18 protein-coding genes are annotated in these 17,532 nt (G+C 60.3%); 9 read left to right on the forward strand and 9 right to left on the reverse strand.

The features are described 5' to 3' along the window. The first annotated feature begins 48 nt into the window (after window positions 1-48). The 3 genes from HMPREF3101_RS07995 to HMPREF3101_RS08005 are packed head-to-tail and all read left to right on the forward strand — an operon-like array spanning window position 49 to window position 2,335. A complete protein-coding gene (locus HMPREF3101_RS07995; protein WP_083280164.1) occupies window positions 49-1,503 on the forward strand; it encodes a threonine/serine exporter ThrE in 1,455 nt (484 codons plus the stop codon). Beyond that, window positions 1,503-1,898, forward strand: a complete 396-nt coding sequence (locus tag HMPREF3101_RS12145) for a histone (RefSeq protein ID WP_070464207.1) — start codon at window positions 1,503-1,505, stop codon at window positions 1,896-1,898. Before HMPREF3101_RS07995 ends, HMPREF3101_RS12145 begins: the two co-directional genes overlap by 1 nt. Window positions 1,899-1,900: 2 nt before the next feature. Further along, the gene (locus HMPREF3101_RS08005) at window positions 1,901-2,335 is read left to right on the forward strand and encodes a hypothetical protein (protein ID WP_070464209.1); all 435 of its coding nucleotides are present in this window, start codon (window positions 1,901-1,903) and stop codon (window positions 2,333-2,335) included. A 19-nt stretch (window positions 2,336-2,354) separates the two neighbouring features. Here HMPREF3101_RS08005 and HMPREF3101_RS08010 read toward each other — a convergent pair whose 3' ends face one another. Next, complete coding sequence (locus tag HMPREF3101_RS08010) at window positions 2,355-3,362, reverse strand: LacI family DNA-binding transcriptional regulator (RefSeq protein ID WP_246816702.1); 1,008 nt, start codon at window positions 3,360-3,362, stop codon at window positions 2,355-2,357. A gap of 22 nt (window positions 3,363-3,384) precedes the next feature. Here HMPREF3101_RS08010 and HMPREF3101_RS08015 point away from each other — a divergent pair, with 22 nt between their 5' ends. After that, the gene (locus tag HMPREF3101_RS08015) at window positions 3,385-3,999 is read left to right on the forward strand and encodes an alpha/beta hydrolase family protein (protein ID WP_246816703.1); all 615 of its coding nucleotides are present in this window, start codon (window positions 3,385-3,387) and stop codon (window positions 3,997-3,999) included. 149 nt (window positions 4,000-4,148) lie between these two features. Here HMPREF3101_RS08015 and rlmB read toward each other — a convergent pair whose 3' ends face one another. The 6 genes from rlmB to HMPREF3101_RS08045 all read right to left on the reverse strand — a co-directional run bounded on the left by rlmB (window position 4,149) and on the right by HMPREF3101_RS08045 (window position 9,501). Then, window positions 4,149-5,090: a 23S rRNA (guanosine(2251)-2'-O)-methyltransferase RlmB gene (gene rlmB, locus HMPREF3101_RS08020; protein ID WP_070464213.1), complete on the reverse strand. Its 942-nt coding sequence runs from the start codon at window positions 5,088-5,090 to the stop codon at window positions 4,149-4,151. After that, complete coding sequence (gene cysS / locus HMPREF3101_RS08025) at window positions 5,091-6,443, reverse strand: cysteine--tRNA ligase (RefSeq protein ID WP_070464215.1); 1,353 nt, start codon at window positions 6,441-6,443, stop codon at window positions 5,091-5,093. It lies immediately after the preceding gene. Window positions 6,444-6,448: 5 nt separating this feature from the next. Further along, window positions 6,449-6,949: a 2-C-methyl-D-erythritol 2,4-cyclodiphosphate synthase gene (gene ispF / locus HMPREF3101_RS08030; RefSeq protein WP_070464217.1), complete on the reverse strand. Its 501-nt coding sequence runs from the start codon at window positions 6,947-6,949 to the stop codon at window positions 6,449-6,451. A gap of 11 nt (window positions 6,950-6,960) precedes the next feature. Further along, the gene (locus HMPREF3101_RS08035; RefSeq protein ID WP_083280169.1) at window positions 6,961-8,067 is read right to left on the reverse strand and encodes an HNH endonuclease signature motif containing protein; all 1,107 of its coding nucleotides are present in this window, start codon (window positions 8,065-8,067) and stop codon (window positions 6,961-6,963) included. A gap of 116 nt (window positions 8,068-8,183) precedes the next feature. Further along, window positions 8,184-8,927 (reverse strand): 2-C-methyl-D-erythritol 4-phosphate cytidylyltransferase, encoded by a 744-nt coding sequence (gene ispD, locus HMPREF3101_RS08040; RefSeq protein WP_070464220.1) that lies wholly within the window; start codon window positions 8,925-8,927, stop codon window positions 8,184-8,186. Continuing rightward, on the reverse strand, window positions 8,917-9,501 hold the full coding sequence (locus tag HMPREF3101_RS08045) for a CarD family transcriptional regulator (protein ID WP_070464222.1): 585 nt from the start codon (window positions 9,499-9,501) through the stop codon (window positions 8,917-8,919). The genes ispD and HMPREF3101_RS08045 overlap by 11 nt, the downstream gene beginning before the upstream one ends. A 138-nt stretch (window positions 9,502-9,639) precedes the next feature. Between HMPREF3101_RS08045 and HMPREF3101_RS08050 the strand changes: the two genes are divergently transcribed. The 3 genes from HMPREF3101_RS08050 to disA are packed head-to-tail and all read left to right on the forward strand — an operon-like array spanning window position 9,640 to window position 12,621. After that, complete coding sequence (locus tag HMPREF3101_RS08050) at window positions 9,640-10,176, forward strand: hypothetical protein (protein ID WP_070464224.1); 537 nt, start codon at window positions 9,640-9,642, stop codon at window positions 10,174-10,176. A 25-nt stretch (window positions 10,177-10,201) separates the two neighbouring features. Beyond that, entirely contained in the window at window positions 10,202-11,587 is a 1,386-nt protein-coding gene (radA, locus tag HMPREF3101_RS08055) for a DNA repair protein RadA (protein ID WP_070464225.1), read from the forward strand. Then, window positions 11,584-12,621, forward strand: a complete 1,038-nt coding sequence (disA, locus tag HMPREF3101_RS08060) for a DNA integrity scanning diadenylate cyclase DisA (protein WP_168160175.1) — start codon at window positions 11,584-11,586, stop codon at window positions 12,619-12,621. Before radA ends, disA begins: the two co-directional genes overlap by 4 nt. Window positions 12,622-12,641: 20 nt before the next feature. Here the strand turns inward: disA and HMPREF3101_RS08065 are convergent, their stop codons facing one another. Beyond that, complete coding sequence (locus HMPREF3101_RS08065) at window positions 12,642-13,367, reverse strand: hypothetical protein (RefSeq protein ID WP_070464230.1); 726 nt, start codon at window positions 13,365-13,367, stop codon at window positions 12,642-12,644. A 9-nt stretch (window positions 13,368-13,376) separates the two neighbouring features. Next, entirely contained in the window at window positions 13,377-13,979 is a 603-nt protein-coding gene (locus HMPREF3101_RS08070) for a carbonic anhydrase (protein WP_070464263.1), read from the reverse strand. Between the two features lie 22 nt (window positions 13,980-14,001). Between HMPREF3101_RS08070 and HMPREF3101_RS08075 the strand changes: the two genes are divergently transcribed. Continuing rightward, window positions 14,002-14,847: an HhH-GPD family protein gene (locus HMPREF3101_RS08075; protein ID WP_070464232.1), complete on the forward strand. Its 846-nt coding sequence runs from the start codon at window positions 14,002-14,004 to the stop codon at window positions 14,845-14,847. Window positions 14,848-15,030: 183 nt separating this feature from the next. Continuing rightward, the gene (locus HMPREF3101_RS08080; RefSeq protein ID WP_141737401.1) at window positions 15,031-17,526 is read left to right on the forward strand and encodes a hypothetical protein; all 2,496 of its coding nucleotides are present in this window, start codon (window positions 15,031-15,033) and stop codon (window positions 17,524-17,526) included. Window positions 17,527-17,532 lie beyond the last annotated feature (6 nt).

A 17,532-nucleotide genomic window follows, 5' to 3' on the forward strand; every position in this document is an offset into this window, starting at 1 on the left:
ACGAAACCGAAAAGTGGTACATCGGCTAGGGTTTGACGCGTGAAATCAATGTGGGACATGCTGCGCGGCTCGCGGCAACGCGTGGCCACAATTGACGCTGCACGAACTTCTCCGCCGCCGAGCGTGCTCGCTCCTGTCGTCCTGACGGACCCGACGCAGGTCGCTGCTGTGATGACTATCGCCGCGCGCATCGGCGAGATTTTGATTGCGAACGGCACGACGTCGTCGGACGCAATTGCCCAGATCCGTACCGTGACCTCCTCGTATGGCCTTCACTACTGCCACGTGGACATTACGGTGAATACGATCACGATGAATACGGTGATCGTCGGTAAGGAGAAGCGAACCCCGGTCACCGTCTTCCGTGTGGTGACCATGATGAGCGAGAACTACCACAAGCTGCAGGAAGCAGACCGGCTGATCCGTTCCATCCGAGCCGGCGCGACGCGACCAGAGATGGCCGAAAAGATTCTGGAGGACATTGATCGCTCCCCCATCCCGTACCGCAACACTCGTTTCCTCGCGGGCTGGTTTGTCATGGGCGCCGCCGTTTCCATTCTGCTTGGTGGAGACTGGCTGATGTCGCTCATCGGCGGTATCACCGCGTTTTTGATCATGGGGTTCAACAAAATCCTGTCCAGAAACTCGCTGCCGTATTTCTTCCACTGCGTCATCGGTGGTTTCCTGGCCACCATCCCGGCGGCGGTGTTTTATGACTTCTCGGCGCACATCGGCCGCACCATCGTGCCCAGCCAGGTCATCGCCTCCGGGATCGTGGTGTTGCTTGCTGGTTTGACGCTGGTGCAGTCGCTTCTCGACGGCATAACGGGCTCCCCCGTCACCGCCTCCGCCCGCTTCTTCCAAACAGTCCTTTTCACAGGCGGCATCGTTGCCGGCGTGGCCATGGGACTGTACGTCTCTGATGTGGTGGGCGTGAGCCTGCCGCCAATTGAAACGATGCTGGGCAAGCCGTCTTTGGACTCCGTAGTGTGGCGCATCCTCGGCGGCGCGACAGCAGCCGGCGCGTTTGCCGTGACCTGCTTCGCAGAAAAACCTGCCGTGTTTTTGTCATTCATCACCGCCGGCGCAGGTTCTGCGATGTACTACCTGTTCCTGCTGCCGCTTGGCACTGGGCGGTTCATTGCAACCACCGCCTGCGCAATCGTCATCGGACTCGCTGGCGGATTGATCGCACGCCGCTACCTGATCAGCCCTGTGATCACCGCCGTTGCAGGTGTCACCCCGTTTTTGCCGGGTTCCGGCATCTACCGCGGCATGTATGCGGTAATGAACGAGCAAATGGTTGTTGGCCTGACTAACATTTTCATGGCAATCGCTACCTGCATGGCTTTGGCCGGCGGCGTGGTCTTCGGCGAATGGATCGCCCGCAGGCTGCGCGCACCGCAAACATATCTGCCATATCGTGCACTGAAGCGCGTTGGGCGGATGACCTTCGGTAGCATGACCGGAGTATCTCGTAAACGTCCAAGGAGGAATCCCTAGTGCCACCGAAGATCACGGACTCGCGGCCCGCACCCGATGCTGTTCTTGAGATGGAGGAGCAGACCGCAGCAGGCACACGTCGGATCGTGGCCACCTACGCGGAGGACTTTTTTGACGGCGTAACGCTCATGTCCATGCTTGGCGTGGAGCCGAAGGGCTTTGTTTACAAGCGCTACGCAGAGCAGATTGAAGCGGAAGCAGCAGAGGCAGCGGCAGCGCAGCCTGCCAAGAAGACCACCAAGAAGACTGCCAAGAAGGCGGCGAAAAAGACAACGAAGAAAACTGCCAAGAAGGCCGCAAAGAAGGCGACCAAGAAAACCACCAAGAAGGCCGTCAAGAAGGCGGCGAAAAAGACGACAAAGAAGGCTGCAAAGAAAACGACGACCACCGAGTAGTCATGGCGCGTGCGCTTTACGCTCTTGCGACAGCCGCGGCGCTCACGCTGAGCGCATGCGGCGCCAAGGAGGACATCTGGCAGGTCACGGCGGTTTACACCGACCCTTCGGTTCCCGGGGATCTGCCTGCGGACGCCCACGGCTCCGCCAACTTCTCCCTATCCGGCAGCACTGTGCACGGCACAACTCCTTGCGCACTGGTCACTGCTCAGGTCACGCTAGAAGATGAGCAGGTGAGTATCGACAGCGTCGACATGCGCCCCCGTAGCGGCGTTGATTGCACCGGCGGCCGCCTCCACACGCACGAGCAGCTTGCGTCGCTTTTGGAACCTGGTTTGCTTTTCGACGTCAACGTCCACCCCAACTCCCGCCTCTCCCTAGTGAAAGTCGACCCGGACGTGGTGGACACCCCCATCATCACCCTGCGCAAGCTCTAACGCTGGGTCAGTCCGTAGGTCAGTCCGTGCGCGGGGGTGCGATGGTGGCGCCGGGGATGAACTCGGTATCAAGAAGCACGCGGGAAGCACCCGTGGAAAGGCTGCCAGTGTGTCCGGCAAGGAGACCGCTGAGCAAGGTGGCGGCTGTGGTGCCTTTGAGGTGGTTGGGTTGGTGGACCGTCGATAAGCTGCGAAGCTCTGCTGCCTCAATGCCATCGAACCCGGTGACTGAGAGGTCGTGAGGAACGCGGTCGCCATAAGCGCCGAGCACTCCAAGTGCCATGGAGTCCGTGGTACACAGCACTGCGGTGAGGTCCGGGTGGCGGGTGAGCAGTTCGCGGGCTCCGTCAGCGGCCGAGTCAATGTCGTTGAGATGACGGGTGACCACAGGAACGTTGCCCAGCACCGCGCGTGCACCTTCGACACGGGCGCGCTGCACTTGAAGGTCTGCCAGAGATACATCGGCAACCTCCCCGTTGAACGGTGTGGAGAACATGCGCTTAGCCAAAATGCCCACACGCGTATGCCCGGCAGCCTTCAACGCATGCGCCGCGGACTGAATCGCCGTGTAGTCATCAATGCCAACAAACGGGGCATCGATCTGTTTCGGCTGATCACACACAACAAGTGGCAGACCACGGGCGATGGCTTCCTGCAGCTGGGGGTCGTTTTCGGGGACGGAGTAGACCACGATGCCGTCCACAATCGCGTCGTGCACACTGGCGCACTCGGGGATCAACGTCAGCGAGTAGTTCTTGATGGACGACAGCCCTGCCAGGAAATCAACGGAGGCGCGGTCTTCGAAGGCGAAGCTGAGTTCTTCTGTCAGCACTACCCCCACAGCCCCGGTTTTCTGCGTACGCAGGGAGCGGGCCATGGGGTCCGGCCCTGCGTAACCTTGGGCTTTCGCGACGGCTAGGATTCGTTCGCGCAGCGCCTCTGAAAGCTGGTCTGGGTTGTTGAAGGCGTTGGACACTGTGGTGCGTGAAACGCCTAGTTCTGCGGCCAGTGAAGCAAGAGACGGCATGCAGCCGATAGTATCGCGTCCCATGCGGCACTCCATGGACTACGGCGGGCATGAACGCACTTGGATTCAGATCGACGGCAAGCATGACACGGCGATCATGTTTCTTCACGGCTCACGCCAGTCGGCGTCCGTGGTGCGTAACTTCACAAACCGCCAGTTTGAGGGCCTTGGAACCACGGTGATTTACCCGGATGGCTACCACCATCATTTCAACGATCTGCGGGTTGGGTTCCAGGAGCGTGCCCGCCGCAACAACATCGATGATGTGGGCTTTCTCACCGCACTGGCTAGCCGCTTCGACCGGGTTATCGCCTGCGGGTTTTCCAACGGCGGGCAGATGGTGCTCAGGCTCTTGTGGGAGTCTCCGGTCAGCTTCCAGGCGGCAGCGCTCTTCGGAGCCTCTTTGCCTATCGACGCCAACGTCATCCCCCTTACCACCCCCTTCACCCCCACTCCGCTGCTGATTGTCCAAGGCACTGAGGACCCGCTCGTGCCGTACCACGGCGGCATGGCTGGCATCGGCAACGCCAACCGCGGGGGCGACAATGTCCGCCATGGATTCCGCAAGGCGCCTGGCACGCTACAACGGTGCGGACCCGGATGCCGCCACAACCCAGCACACCCACACGCAGCATGACGGCTACACGCAAGATACCTGGCATGCGCCAGGCGCCCAGCCGGTGAGGCTGGTGTCGGTGGCGGGGGTGGGGCATCTCGTGCCCGTCGATAAGAAACTAGACCCCCGGCTCGGACCAGGAACCGACAAAGTGACCGGGGCGCAGCTGCTTACGCGTTTCCTCGACGCTGCCGCGCAAACTCACTGAGCACAACACCCGCGGCAACAGAAGCGTTGAGGGACTCCACCCACGGCGCCATCGGCACGGACATGATCACGTCACAATTTTCACGTACCAGGCGGGAAATCCCCTTGCCCTCACTGCCAACCACAATGACCACCGGGTCAGTACCACCGTCGAAAGTATCCAAGGTGTGCTCCCCACCGGCATCGAGGCCCACGACCATGTAGCCGTTGTCCTTGAACTGCTTGATGGTGCGCGTCAGGTTCGTCTCACGCGCCACCGGAAGGCGAGCCGCAGTACCGGCAGAGGTACGCCACGCCACACCCGTGACCTGTGCGGAGCGACGCTCCGGGATCACCACACCGTGGCCACCAAACGCTGCGGTTGAACGAATCACCGCACCCAGGTTGCGCGGGTCTGTGATGTTGTCCAGCACGACGAACATGCCGACCTCGCCACGCTCCTTCACACCAGCGATCAGGTTGAAGACGTCAGCGTACTTGTACGGCTGGATCTTCAAACCCACGCCCTGGTGCATACCGTTGCCGGTCATGTCATCCAGCTGCTGGCGCGGCACCTCATGCACCGGGATGTTACGAGAGTGTGCCAAGGTCACGGCTTCGCTCAAGCGGTCATCGTGGCCGGTGCCAAACGCAACATAGAGTGCTTCTGCAGGCACCTTGGCGTGCAGACACTCCACCACTGGGTTGCGGCCAACAACCAGGTCAGCCTGCTCCTTTTCGTGGCGACCCTGGTTGCGACGCTGCTGCTCCAACTTGCGCTTGTGTGCCGCGTGGTACACGCGGTCCTCCGCCTTCGGCGTAGCGCCCTTGCCGCGCAGCCCGCGGCGGATCTGCCCGCCAGAGCCTTTCGTTGCGCCTTTCTTGTTTTTCTTCTGTTTATCGGGACGGCCGTACGGTTTCGCCATTTACTTCATCTCCCATTTCGGTCCCTCGGGGGTGTCCGTGACCTCGATGCCGGCCGCGGCCAGCCTGTCACGCACTGCGTCCGCCTCGGCCCAGTCCTTATTTGCACGTGCCGTGGCACGCCTCTCAAGCTCTGCGCTGACCAGCACGTCGAGTGCCTTGGTGCTGTCAGCGGCCTCGTTGTCACGCCACTGGCCTGGGTCAATGCCCAACACTGCCGACATTGCGCGCACTTGTGCCGCAGCCGCAGTGACTGCCTCAGCGTCTTTCGCCTTGTTGCCTTCGCGCACCGTGTTGTGGATTTCTGCCAGCGCGCGCGGTACCGCGAAATCATCGCACATCGCGGCTGCGAACGCATCGGTCCAGGTTGTCGGCTCAGGGTAGCCGGCGCGCTTCACAAACTCCTCAATGCGCCTGTAGCCCGCAGCCGCCTCTTGAAGTGCTTCTGGCGAGTACTCCAGTACACTGCGGTAGTGCGCGGAGCCCAGGTAGTAGCGCAGCTCCACCGGTCGCACCGGCATGGCATCTAAGGAGAGCACGTTGCCTAAAGACTTGGACATTTTCTCGCCCGCCATGGTCACCCAGTGGTTGTGCATCCAGAAGTTGGCAAAGCCATCGCCCGCTGCGTGTGACTGTGCCTGCTCGTTCTCGTGGTGCGGGAACTGCAGGTCAAGCCCGCCGCCGTGAATGTCAAACTCTGGGCCCAGGTACCAGGTGGACATTGCCGAGCACTCCAGGTGCCAGCCCGGCCGTCCGTCACCCCAGGGAGTTGGCCAGTGCGGCTCACCCGGCTTGGCCGCTTTCCACAAGGCGAAGTCCAGGGCATTTTGCTTATCGACGCCCCCCTCACCCCTCAAATCCTCAACCCTATTACCGGAAACCGAACCGTAGTCTCCGCCAGCCGAGACCCACGCGTTGACGTCGAAGTAGACCGACCCTTGAGATGCGTAGGCAAAGCCCTTGTCAATCAGGCGCTGCATGTAATCCACCATCTGGGTCACGTGCCCAGTGGCGCGCGGCTCAGTACTTGGCGGCATGACACCAAGCGCGTTGTAAGCGCGGGTGAACTCGCGCTCATAGGTGGACACCCACTCCCACCAAGGCCGGTTGTTGTCTGCAGCTTTGGTCAAAATCTTGTCATCAATATCGGTGACGTTGCGGACAAACGCCACGTCATACTCGTTGGCCAAAAACCAGCGACGCACAATGTCAAACGCCACGCTGGAGCGCAAATGCCCAATATGTGGGGCGGATTGCGGGGTGGCTCCGCACACGTACATGGAGACGTGGCCGGGTTTTAGCGGCTCGAAATCTCGAAGCGTTTTGGTGGCAGTGTCGAAAATCTTTTGTTGCACGTTTCTTACCCTACTTTGACCAGCGCCGTCGCAATCGCAGCGCGCCCCTGACCAGACCCGGTGAAACCCATGTGGTCCGTAGTGGTTGCAGACACAGACACCGGCGCGCCCAACGCATCACTCAACACCCGCTCGCATGTCTCTCGCACTGCCGCCATTTTGGGGGTCTGCGCGATGAGTTGGGCAGAGGCGTTGATGATGGTGACGCCTTTAGCGTCGCAAAGCTGCCTCAGCTCCTGCAACAACTGCACACCGCGCACACCGTCATACTCCGGTCGGCCGACACCAACAAAGGAACCGAGATCACCCAACCCCGCGGCTGAAAGCACAGCATCCACGATGGCGTGGCTGACCACGTCTCCATCAGAATGGCCCTCACAGCCATCCTGATCAGGGTGAAGAATGCCAGCGATCCAGCAATCCTTGCCAGGCTGGATCTGATGGGCGTCAAAGGCGGTACCAACGCGGAGGACGGAAAGCAGGTTCGGGGTCTGGGTAAGTTCCATGACCCACGATCCTAGTTGGCGTGAACTACCACCTTCGCCGGGTCGTGGTTGAACAGGGATCGCATCCCGCCGAAGGGGTGCAACTTGTTCGCCCGGGCGAACCCACGTGGGGAGACCCACACCGGTGCCCCGCCACGCATTTCGACGTGGCCGCGACGAGCCAAGTGCGCGTCATCGTCGTTGACGCGGTTGTGGTAGCGGCACAACGGCGCCAGGTTGTTCACATTGGTCTCACCACCGTTCTTCCACGCTTCAATGTGGTGAATCTCGCACTGGTCCGCGCCACGGCGACAGTCCGGGCTCGTGCAGATCGGCTGCGTAGCCCTCGACATGTCACGCTGCTTCGCGTTGGCGAAGCGACCCAGACGGTACTGGTTCACCGCGCCTTCCGTGGGGTGGAAGACCACCGCTTCCAATTCGTTGTCCGGATTGGCGGTGTGGGCAGTGAGGAACTCGGCGCCGGTGATGGTGGTACCGTCAGTAAGACCAAGCACGACATCATCGCCCTCGCCGCGGATAATGCGCACCCACTCTGGCAACGGGATAAGCAGCTGCGGCCGCGGAACGGCGTGCGGCACTCCCCCGCCACTGCGTATGAGCGCAAGGAAATGTTCAAGCAATTGCTCCGCAAGAGGTAAGTCTGGGTCCACCCTCTGCAGCAACGCATGCTCCAAGTCGGCGACATCGCGCTCATCCGCCCAAAACATCACCCGACGCCGACCATAACGCGACGCCGAAATAGTCATCTTCTTCTCCGGCGCCTTGTCCGCACTCGGCAGAATCTTCCTGACCAGCGCGAGAAGCGCCGTGTACGTGCCGCGCACGGAAAGCATAGTCAGCCGGAGCTTGTTGCGCGTCCGGTTGTTCTTAATCTGCTTGAGCTTTTTCTCAATATGCACAAGTTTGTCAAGGCTCACCCCCTCCGCCCGAGCTTTTTCCCGCGCCTGTCGTTGCTTCGACGGCGACGTCGTCGGACCGTAATACGCCTCGTGCACGAGCTTCCAGTTATTCGCAGTTGTCTGCGACATCCCGGCGTCCAACGCGGCTTCGCGGTCAAACCCTTCCAACATTTCTATTGCGCCCCCCGATAAGGCCGCGATCACATTTTTGAAGTTCATGCCCCCAAAGATATTGATCAAAAGTGCCCTTCTACAAGGGTTTTTGAGATTTCCCACATTTCCAAAATTTATGGAACCAACAAGGAATACAGGCAGTCTAAGTAAGGATGGGGGTTTTAAGCGCCCGGATTGTCGGGCGCGCCCAGAACGGCAGGTTGCGCCTCGTCGGTAATGCGCTGTGCCAACACAAGGTCGATCGGAGTGGTGATCTTGAAGGCCATCGGGTCGCCCTGCACCGTGAACACGGGAATATCGAACCATTCCATGAGGCTCGCGTCGTCGGTAGGCACAAAATCCACGCCATCACCGGACGCCGAAGCCGCGAAGTAAGCCCTGTTCGCCTCACGAAGTGTACGCAGGTCAAAACCCTGCGGCGTTTGCACCGCACGCAGGCGAGAACGATCGGGCGTAGACTCCACGAATCCGTTGTCCACCACCTTGATGGTGTCAGCCACCGGCACAACCGGAATCACCGCTTGAGCGCCGTCTTCAACAGCGGCGGCAACGCGCGCGATCATGGCAGACGGGGTAAGGGCGCGGGCGGCGTCGTGGATGAGCACCGTTGCGTCGTCAAGCTGAATGCTCTGCAACGCATTCCACACAGAGTCGGCGCGCTCGGCCCCACCGTGGATAAACGTCACATCATGGCCCTGCAGCAAACGTGCAGCGAGCGGCTCCATCTCGGGGGACACCACAACGTAAATAGCGTCAACTACCCCCGATTGCGCCATCGCACTCACAGAACGCTCAAGCAAACTGCGGCCGCGAAGCTCCACAAAAGCCTTCGGCAGCGCAGCACCCAGACGAGTGCCCAAGCCCGCCGCCGCCACAATAGCGATAACGGAGGGCTTAATCCTCATCCTCATCGTCGAAGCTTAGGTCATCCAGATCCAGATCCTCATCGTCCACTACATTCGGATCCTCGCTAATACCGGCTTTTACCTGCTCCTCGATGATCTTGGCAATGCCGGACTCCATCTCCTCGACCTTCTTCTCATCCACCGGCTCAGCCAGCGCGAGCTCACCCACCAGAATCTGGCGGGCCTTGCCCAACATGCGCTTCTCGCCCGCAGACAAACCCTTACCCTGGTCGCGACGCCACAGGTCACGCACCACCTCAGCAACCTTGTTGATGTCACCTGACGCCAAACGCTCCTGGTTTGCCTTGTAGCGGCGAGACCAGTTGCCAGCTTCCTCAACGTCGGTTTCACGCAGCACCGAGAACACACGCTGCAAACCCACTTCATTGACCACGTCGCGCACGCCGACAAGCTCAGCGTTCTTGATCGGCACACGGACCTCAAGATCGGACTGAAGAATCTGCAACACCAGGTAGTCGAGGGTTTCCCCGCCAATCTCACGCTGTTCAATATCTGCGATCTTTGCGGCACCGTGGTGCGGGTACACCACGACTTCCCCGACCTTGAACTCCATACGTCACTCCTTAGTGGCTCAATTGCCCCACAAGACTACCACTGGGAAAGTTAGAAATAACTGGCAGCGGAGACTAGAGTTATTCCCATTGTCATTGCCTTGGTTATTGCCTTGCGCGAAAGAATATCCAAAAAGATTATGGAGGCACTCCCCGTGAAGTCCCTGAAGCCGGTTGCTGCAATCGCTTGCGCTTTGGTCCTGGCTGGCTGCTCTGCAGGTCAGATCACCCAGACCGCAGACCAGGTCGCTGCTGTTGATGGCGCCACCGCATTCACCGAAGACGGCGCAGTGTCCGTCCAGGATGTCACCCTGGTTCTCACCGAGGACGGCCATGCTGCACTGAAGTTTGTGGCAACCAACCAGGACACCTCTATGAAGGACCACACCCTGCAGTCCGTCAGCGTTGCAGGTACCCCGGTCAACCTGGGCGTGTCCAAGCCGGTGACCTACAACTGCACCCTGGTATCTGACTCCGCTGAGGGCCTGAACCGCATCCCGCAGTCTGATGATCCCTGCATCCAGTACGTGCCCAACACTGTTGTAAACAAGGACTTCGCATTCGCAGGCAACGTCCCGGTTTCCTTCACCTTTGACAATTCGACCGTTGAGGTGGACGCAACCGTGTCCGCACCAAACGTGGTTTCCGGCCAAGAAGACCGCGACGTTACCAAGTAAGCACGCAAAGGCAAAGTAGAAACACTTGGCCAAAAAGGCGCGGGTAATCCACACCTGCTCTGAATGCGGGTATTCCTCCCCCAAATGGTTGGGGAGGTGCCCCGAATGTGGATCTTGGGGGACGCTGCAAGAAGAAACTCTTGTCAGCACTGGTGGTGCCGCAAAAAGCGGCATCGGGGGAAACGTCAGCGTGACCGCAGGAGCACTGACTCCTGCCACCCCGGCACGCCCAATCACCAAAGTTGCGGCCGACGCCGCCCATGCTGTGCCTTCCGGTATCGGCGAACTTGACCGCGTACTTGGCAACGGCGTGGTCCCCGGCTCCGTTATTTTGCTTGCCGGTGAGCCTGGCGTGGGTAAATCCACGTTGTTGTTGGAGGTGGCGTCAAGGTGGGCGTCGATAGGCAAAAAGGCTCTTTATGTCACCGCCGAGGAATCTGCCGGACAGGTGCGCGGGCGAGCAGGGCGCACAGGCGCACTGCAGGACACACTGTTTCTAGCCGCAGAATCCAACCTAGATACAGTGTTTGGGCACGTCAAAGAGGTCAAACCCAGTCTGCTGATTGTGGATTCGGTACAGACCATCCACGCCTCCGGAGTGGAAGGAGTAGCCGGCGGTGTGGCGCAATCGCGCGCCGTGACCGCCGCCCTGACCACGCTGGCCAAAACCACAAACCTGCCAGTGCTACTGGTGGGGCATGTGACCAAAGACGGCAACGTAGCCGGCCCCCGGGTGCTTGAGCACCTCGTGGATGTGGTGCTGAACTTTGAAGGCGACCGACAGTCCAGCCTGCGCATGCTCCGCGGGCTGAAGAACCGGTTCGGCGCCACCGATGAGGTTGGCTGTTTCGAGCAGACCGCGGACGGTATCCGTGAAGTGTCGGATCCATCGGGGCTATTTTTGAGCCACCGCGGCCAAACCCCGGACGGCTCGGCGGTAACCGTAGCCATGGATGGTGTGCGCCCCATGCTGGCTGAGGTGCAGGCGCTGACGGTAGACCCGGTAAATAAGTCGCCACGCCGCGTGGTCACGGGCCTAGACGGCAACCGCGTGCCCATGGTGCTTGCGGTGCTGCAGGCTCGCTGCGGGGAGCGCACCAACGATAAGGACGCCTACGTAGCCACTGTGGGTGGCGTGCGCATTACGGAAACGGCCACGGACCTGGCGGTGGCGCTGGCCACATGGTCCTCGCTGCACGAACAACCACTGCCGGAAAAGACGGTGGTGGTGGGCGAAGTTGGCCTTGCAGGCGAGTTGCGCCGGGTGCCTAACCTTGCCCGTCGCCTGCAGGAGGCCGCGCGCCTGGGCTACACGCGTGCGATCGTGCCCGCCGGCGAGAAGATCAGCGTGAAGGGTATGCGCGTCCAGCAAGTATCCACGGTGGCCGAGGCGATAGGGTTGCTTGCGTGACACTGCGTGAAATCTTGGCCAAGCTCTCCCCCGGCACTCCGCTTCGCGACGGCTTGGAGCGCATCCAACGCGGCCGCAGCGGAGGGCTGATTGTGCTGGGAGATCCCCCAGAGGTAACCAAGATTTGCGACGGCGGCGTAACCTTCGACGCCCCCTTCTCCCCCACCTTGTTACGCGAGCTTTCCAAAATGGACGGCGCGGTAATCCTTTCTGCCGACGGCTCACGAATCACGCGTGCAAACGTCCAACTTGTGCCCTCGCCGGAGTATTTGACGGTTGAATCCGGCACCCGCCACCGCGCCGCCGAACGCACCGCCCTGCAGACCGGCGTTCCGGTGGTCAGTGTGTCCGCATCCATGAACACGGTGACGTTGTACCACGACGGCACCCGCCACCGCTTGGAAGAATCCGCCGTGCTGATTGCACGCGCAAACCAGGCGCTTTCCACCATTGAGCGCTACCGTCAACGCTTGGACATGGCAAACCAGCGCCTGTTCGTCGCAGAGATGAACGGCTACGCCACCGTAGGTGATGTGGTGGGCACGCTGCAGCGCCAAATGATGCTTGAGCGCGCCGCCATGGACCTAGACCTGACGATTGTGGAGCTTGGTTCAGACGCCCGCCAGCTGATCCTGCAACTGACTGAATTGGAAGGCTCCAACGCCACCGACATTGAGATGCTGGTGCGCGACTACATCGCCGCCGACACGGTGCCAGCCGATGAGCAGGTCGCCCACGCCGTGCGCGCACTCGAAGCGCTTCCGGACGCTGAGCTTTTGCACAGCTCTGCACTCGCGCGCCAACTTGGGCTTCCGGCTTCCGAGGAAAACCTCATGCAATCAGTGGTGCCGCGCGGCTACCGCGCGCTTTCGCGCGTACCGCGTGTGCAGAAGTTCCTCATGGATCACATCGTTTCGGCCTTCGGCGAGCTGCCCGCGATTGTCAACGCCACGCCCGAGGAGCTCGCCAGCGCCAACCACGTTTCCGGCCTGTGGGCGCGCCACATCGCAGAAGGCCTGCGCCGGATTAGCTAGCGCAGGTTGGAGGTGAGCGGCTAAGCCGTGAAGTTGAACGGTGCGGCGTCCGAAGCGTTGTCACCGATCACCGCGTGCAGGTAGTAAGAGCCCGTCGGCACGGTCTTGCGGTCAGTGCACACACCCGGCGCGGATGCGGTGCCGGACCACACTGCCTGGTACGGGCGTTTCTCGCCTGCTGGGAAGGTCTCCTGGCCAACCACGATAGAGGCGTAGCAGTCCGTATCACTCCACACTCGGGCGTTGGTGGCCATGTCGTAGACTTCGAAGCGCATGTCGCCGTCGTTAAGGTCGAGCACACAGTCGGTATCGGTGGGGTTTTCCACCTCCATGAAGATCTTCGGCGAATCGCCCACCTTAAACGATGGGAACTCCGTCAGTGCGGTGATGCGCAGGTCAGACAGCTCGCAGGAGCCTTTCGCGATGGGCTCGTCGCTTGCCGACGCCTCCTCGCCCTCCCCCTCCGTCTCTTCCTTGGTTGCCGCAGTCGTGGCCCCGGTGGTGGATTTGGTGGTGGATTCGGCATCCTCCGGGGCAGGTACCGTCGGCTCGGTCACAGGTGTGACACTCGGGGTGGAGTCAGTGGTGGACACCGCAGCGTCGGAGCCGTCGCCGGACCTATTTCCGGACTTCGCTACCGCACTTAAACCCCAGATCACCAGGGCAACAAGGACCAAAAGAATGACAAGCGCACCGACCCTGCGGCGCACATAGATCTCATCTGGGAGCGGGCGCTGGTTTGTCATGCCCTCACTCTAGTTCGCGAAATGCTCCCAGACGGTCTCGACGCGGCCGCAGTCAAGGAGGTAGCGTGCAGCCACCACACCCGTGCCCTCTTTGTTAATGGAGGGGATGCGCTCCACCAGGTGCTGCGCCGTGATCTTTGCGTGGGTCTCTTCGATCTTCTCACGGGAGTTCTCGCCCGCCGCACGCGCAGCCAACACGGACGGTGCGATCTTTTCCGTAAACACGCGGGTCAAGCCGTGTGGGGCGTGTTCCGGGTCCTCCACCGAACCAATTGCTGCACCGATAGCGCCACAAGACTCGTGCGTTAGCGCTACAACCAGTGGGACGCCAAGGCCCTCAACGGCGTACTCCACACTCGCCGAAACTGCCGCGTCCACGCAGCCTCCTGCGGTACGGATGACAAACAGGTCTCCGAAACCGGCATCAAACAGCAGCTCTACCGGCACGCGGGAGTCACTGCACGCCACGATCGCAGCGACCGGGTTTTGGCCTTCGATGATCTCTGCGCGGCGCCGCGGATCCCTATGCGGTGTCGTTGCCTGCTCTGAAGCGAAGCGCTCGTTGCCTTCCAAAAGGCTGTTCCAAACCTGACGTGGGGAAGAATGTTCCATAGCCACTATTGTTGCACTCATTGTGAGCCTGCAAGACGAAATCATCCACTGGTATTCCAACAATGCCCGCGACCTGCCGTGGCGTAATGAAGCGACCACCCCGTGGGGCGTGTTGGTCAGTGAAGTGATGAGCCACCAAACCCAAGTTGAACGCGTGGCACCCATCTGGGTCGACTGGATGCAGCGCTGGCCCACCCCCGAAGCGTTTGCCGCCGCCAGCACCGCCGACGTCCTACGCGCCTGGGGGTCGCTGGGTTATCCCCGCCGTGCGCTGCGGTTGAAGGAGTGTGCGCAGGTTCTTGTGGACGATTACGGTGGGCTGGTTCCACGTGACGTCGATAAGCTACTGGCCCTTCCAGGGATTGGTGAGTACACCGCGCGGGCCGTCGCCGCTTTTGCCTACGGGCAGAACGTAGCGGTGGTGGACACCAACGTGCGCCGCGTCCATGCCCGTGTGGTGCTTGGTGAGGAAAACCAAAAGCCCCGCAAATCAGAAATCGCCGACCTTGCTGAGCTGCTGCCCGCTGAGCAAGGTCCGGTGTTCTCCGAGGGGCTCATTGAGCTCGGCGCGCTGGTCTGCAAAACCAAACCGCTGTGCCAGGTGTGTCCGGTCAGCTCGTGTCTGTGGCGCGAGCGCGGCTGCCCCAAAGCGTTTGTGAAAGCTCCCTCGCAGAAATTCGCCGGCACCGACAGACAGGTGCGCGGCAAAATCATGCGCGTGCTTCGCCAGGCCCCCGACCCTGTCCCCCAATCCGACATCGACGTGGTGTGGCCCGACGATGCGCAACGTTCGCGAGCGTTGTACTCCCTGCTTGAAGACGGCCTTGCCGTCCAAAACGAACGCGGCTACTTCCATTTGCCGCACTGAGCTTGATGCTTGTCGTGGCAGCGGGGCTCGGTGGATATCTGTGGATTTCCGTGGATATATAGCGTGGGCGCAGCGACGGAGAATCTTTGGGTAGATGCTGAGCCTACGACCCACCCCTGAAGGTTACGATCAAAGACCCCCTACACGCCACCTTTTTCCCAAGACCTCTCTACACTCCCTCTTATGTCATCTTCAGATAATGCGGCTATTGAGAAGCAATGGGACACCCTCGTTCAACAGCTCTACGATGGTATGCCAAAGGTGGATTTCCTCGTCGGAGTTGAAGGGCTGCTTGATCAGCTCGACCCGGCTGACCCCTTGGCATACGCAATGCGCCTGCACGCCATCTACCCCCGCACCTCCCTCGACCCAGTTGCGGCACTGGACGAGTTTGAGGCGCTTTTGTCCATACATGAGTCAAACCCGCAAACCTATGCGGCGCACCCTTTTGAGCAGGAGGGTAGCTGGTTTGAAACCATAGCGGAGTACCTCATCTGGTGGCTCACGCAGAAGTCCGGCCGCGAAGCAGTCGAACGGCTGATGTTTCTTGCTCCGCGGGTTTTCCATGACCCGGAGGGTCTTCGCCACCTTCAAATCATTGCCTACACAAACCTGGGCGAAGGCGAAAAAGTGATTCCGCTTTTGCGCGGCTACCTGCCTCCTGTAGAGGCGTATGAGAACCAGCAGATCAGCGCGGATGATTGGTTAGAGCGCTATGACATGGCGGCGATGGCCTACCTGCAGCAAGACATGCTGGAGGAATGCAACACCACGGTCGATCAGATGCTTCGCTCCGGAATTGCACATGACACGCAGCCGCTTGTGATGGTGGCTGAATCCTTGCTGCCCTTGGCGGAACACATCCCGCTTGAAACCTCGGTAGACCGCAGCCTGTTCGTGTTGAAAGGCTGCTTCGCATCCCCAGAAAAAGCCGAGGCGACAATTCAGGCGGCGACGTTTCTTCTGCTCGGCGGGCTTGTCCAGGAGGCGTTTAATCTTGTGCATTTCACGGAACCATTCATTGCACAGACGGAAAACGCAGTTGAGGCTTTGTACCGCTTCTTCCGCTTTGCTACGGAAAATGGCTACGGCGACCGGGCGTCGATACGCTATAGCTCGCCGCGTTGGCAGATGGAGCTGGGAATTTCGGCATCCCCACTGGTAGCTGATCTAGCGGAGGGTTTCGAACGCGCTGCACGTGCGGAGGCGCTCAAGACGAAGGAAACCACCGGGTCGGAGGTGGCGTTGCGGCGTTTTGAGCAGCGTTTCTCTGTGCCGCAACTTGACCCGGAAGTGTACGCACTCACTGTCGCAGCCTTAGCTCAAACCATGGCCGACCGCTCGCTGCACTACTACGCTGTGGGCACTGAACTTCACCCTGAGCTGGTTGCGTTTACTGAGGCACTGCTGGGCAACAGGGCTTCATTTAACTTCGATATGATCCCGCAACGTGTCCTGGATGATCCGCATGTAGGACATCTCTGGAAGCAGTTTCCGGTGGACAGCTTGGGACAGCTTCACGACATCATGCAAGAGCTGAGCCAGTGGGTCAGCAGCCGGGAACTTGACCCTTTTGTCCGTCAGGTCACTGAAGTCTTCATATTGAGCCACGTTGGTTTTGAGGGTCTCCATCTTGGCTCAGTGGCGATTGCAGCGTTGCCTGCGGCTGCGCACGTCATTCCACAACAGGCTGCGGCGTTTGCAGTTGGCGTGTTGGAGGACCTGTGGAAGCGCGACGGTCATCTTTCTTCCCCGGAAGCGCATACCGTTTTCGATTTCGTTGGTGGGCTGGTGCGCACTGGCGCAATCACTGTGCAAGTGTCGGAGTACTTAAAGCAGCAAGCTCTTGCGGCGAATCGCGGCATGGACGTCCTAGCCTTCATCAGTGTCACTCAGGAGGCACTTGCTATCGACCCTGAGCTTTCAGAAGATGCTGAAGCTGACCTCATCACCAACCGAGCTTTGAAGGGGATTCGCCTCACGCGCCTGGGCAACCCTGTGGGAGGCTCAAAGGAACTGGTCGAGGCTGCGCGAATGTGCCTGCAGCGCGGGGATATGACCAATTTTTTGGCTAACCTTGCTTCCGCCTCCAACTTGCTGATGGACTACATGGAGTTTGAACGCGCCGGCGTCTTACATAATGAGCTGACTGAGATTATCGATGACCCCAATCTCGGTGCTGAGCCGTGGGCGCAGCTTGAAGGCGCCAAAGCAATTGCTCGGTTCATCACGCTGTTGAAGGATCCGTTTTTTGGCCAGTCATGGCCGCAGGCGCGGGAGCGTGTTCAGCGTTTGCTCATCCAGGTCCTTGAAGAGGATGAGGATGCGCCAGACATGATGGACACGCTTGCAAATGTTGCAGTTTTGCTGATCCGCGGGTTGAGTTGGCAGGATCGCCACGAAGAGGCGATCGATTTCAGTGTGTGGGCGCGCTCGGTGTTCAGCCAGGACGGTGAGACTGACCAAAGTGTGCTGCTTATGGGCGAGTACGCCATTGCGCTTGGTAACGCGGGGCGTGATAAGGATGCGGCGTTGGTGCTTGAGACCATGTGGCAGCGTTCAAGGGACGCTGGTGCCAGCCATCTGATGGACTTCGCCGTGTCTCACCTCAAAAAGTTTGCTGAGTGGGACAACGTCGGAGACCCGGCGCCGTATGTTGAAGTGCTGTCCCGAATGTAAGAGGTT

This window comes from Corynebacterium sp. HMSC29G08 (assembly GCF_001806875.1).
Taxonomy (GTDB): domain Bacteria; phylum Actinomycetota; class Actinomycetes; order Mycobacteriales; family Mycobacteriaceae; genus Corynebacterium.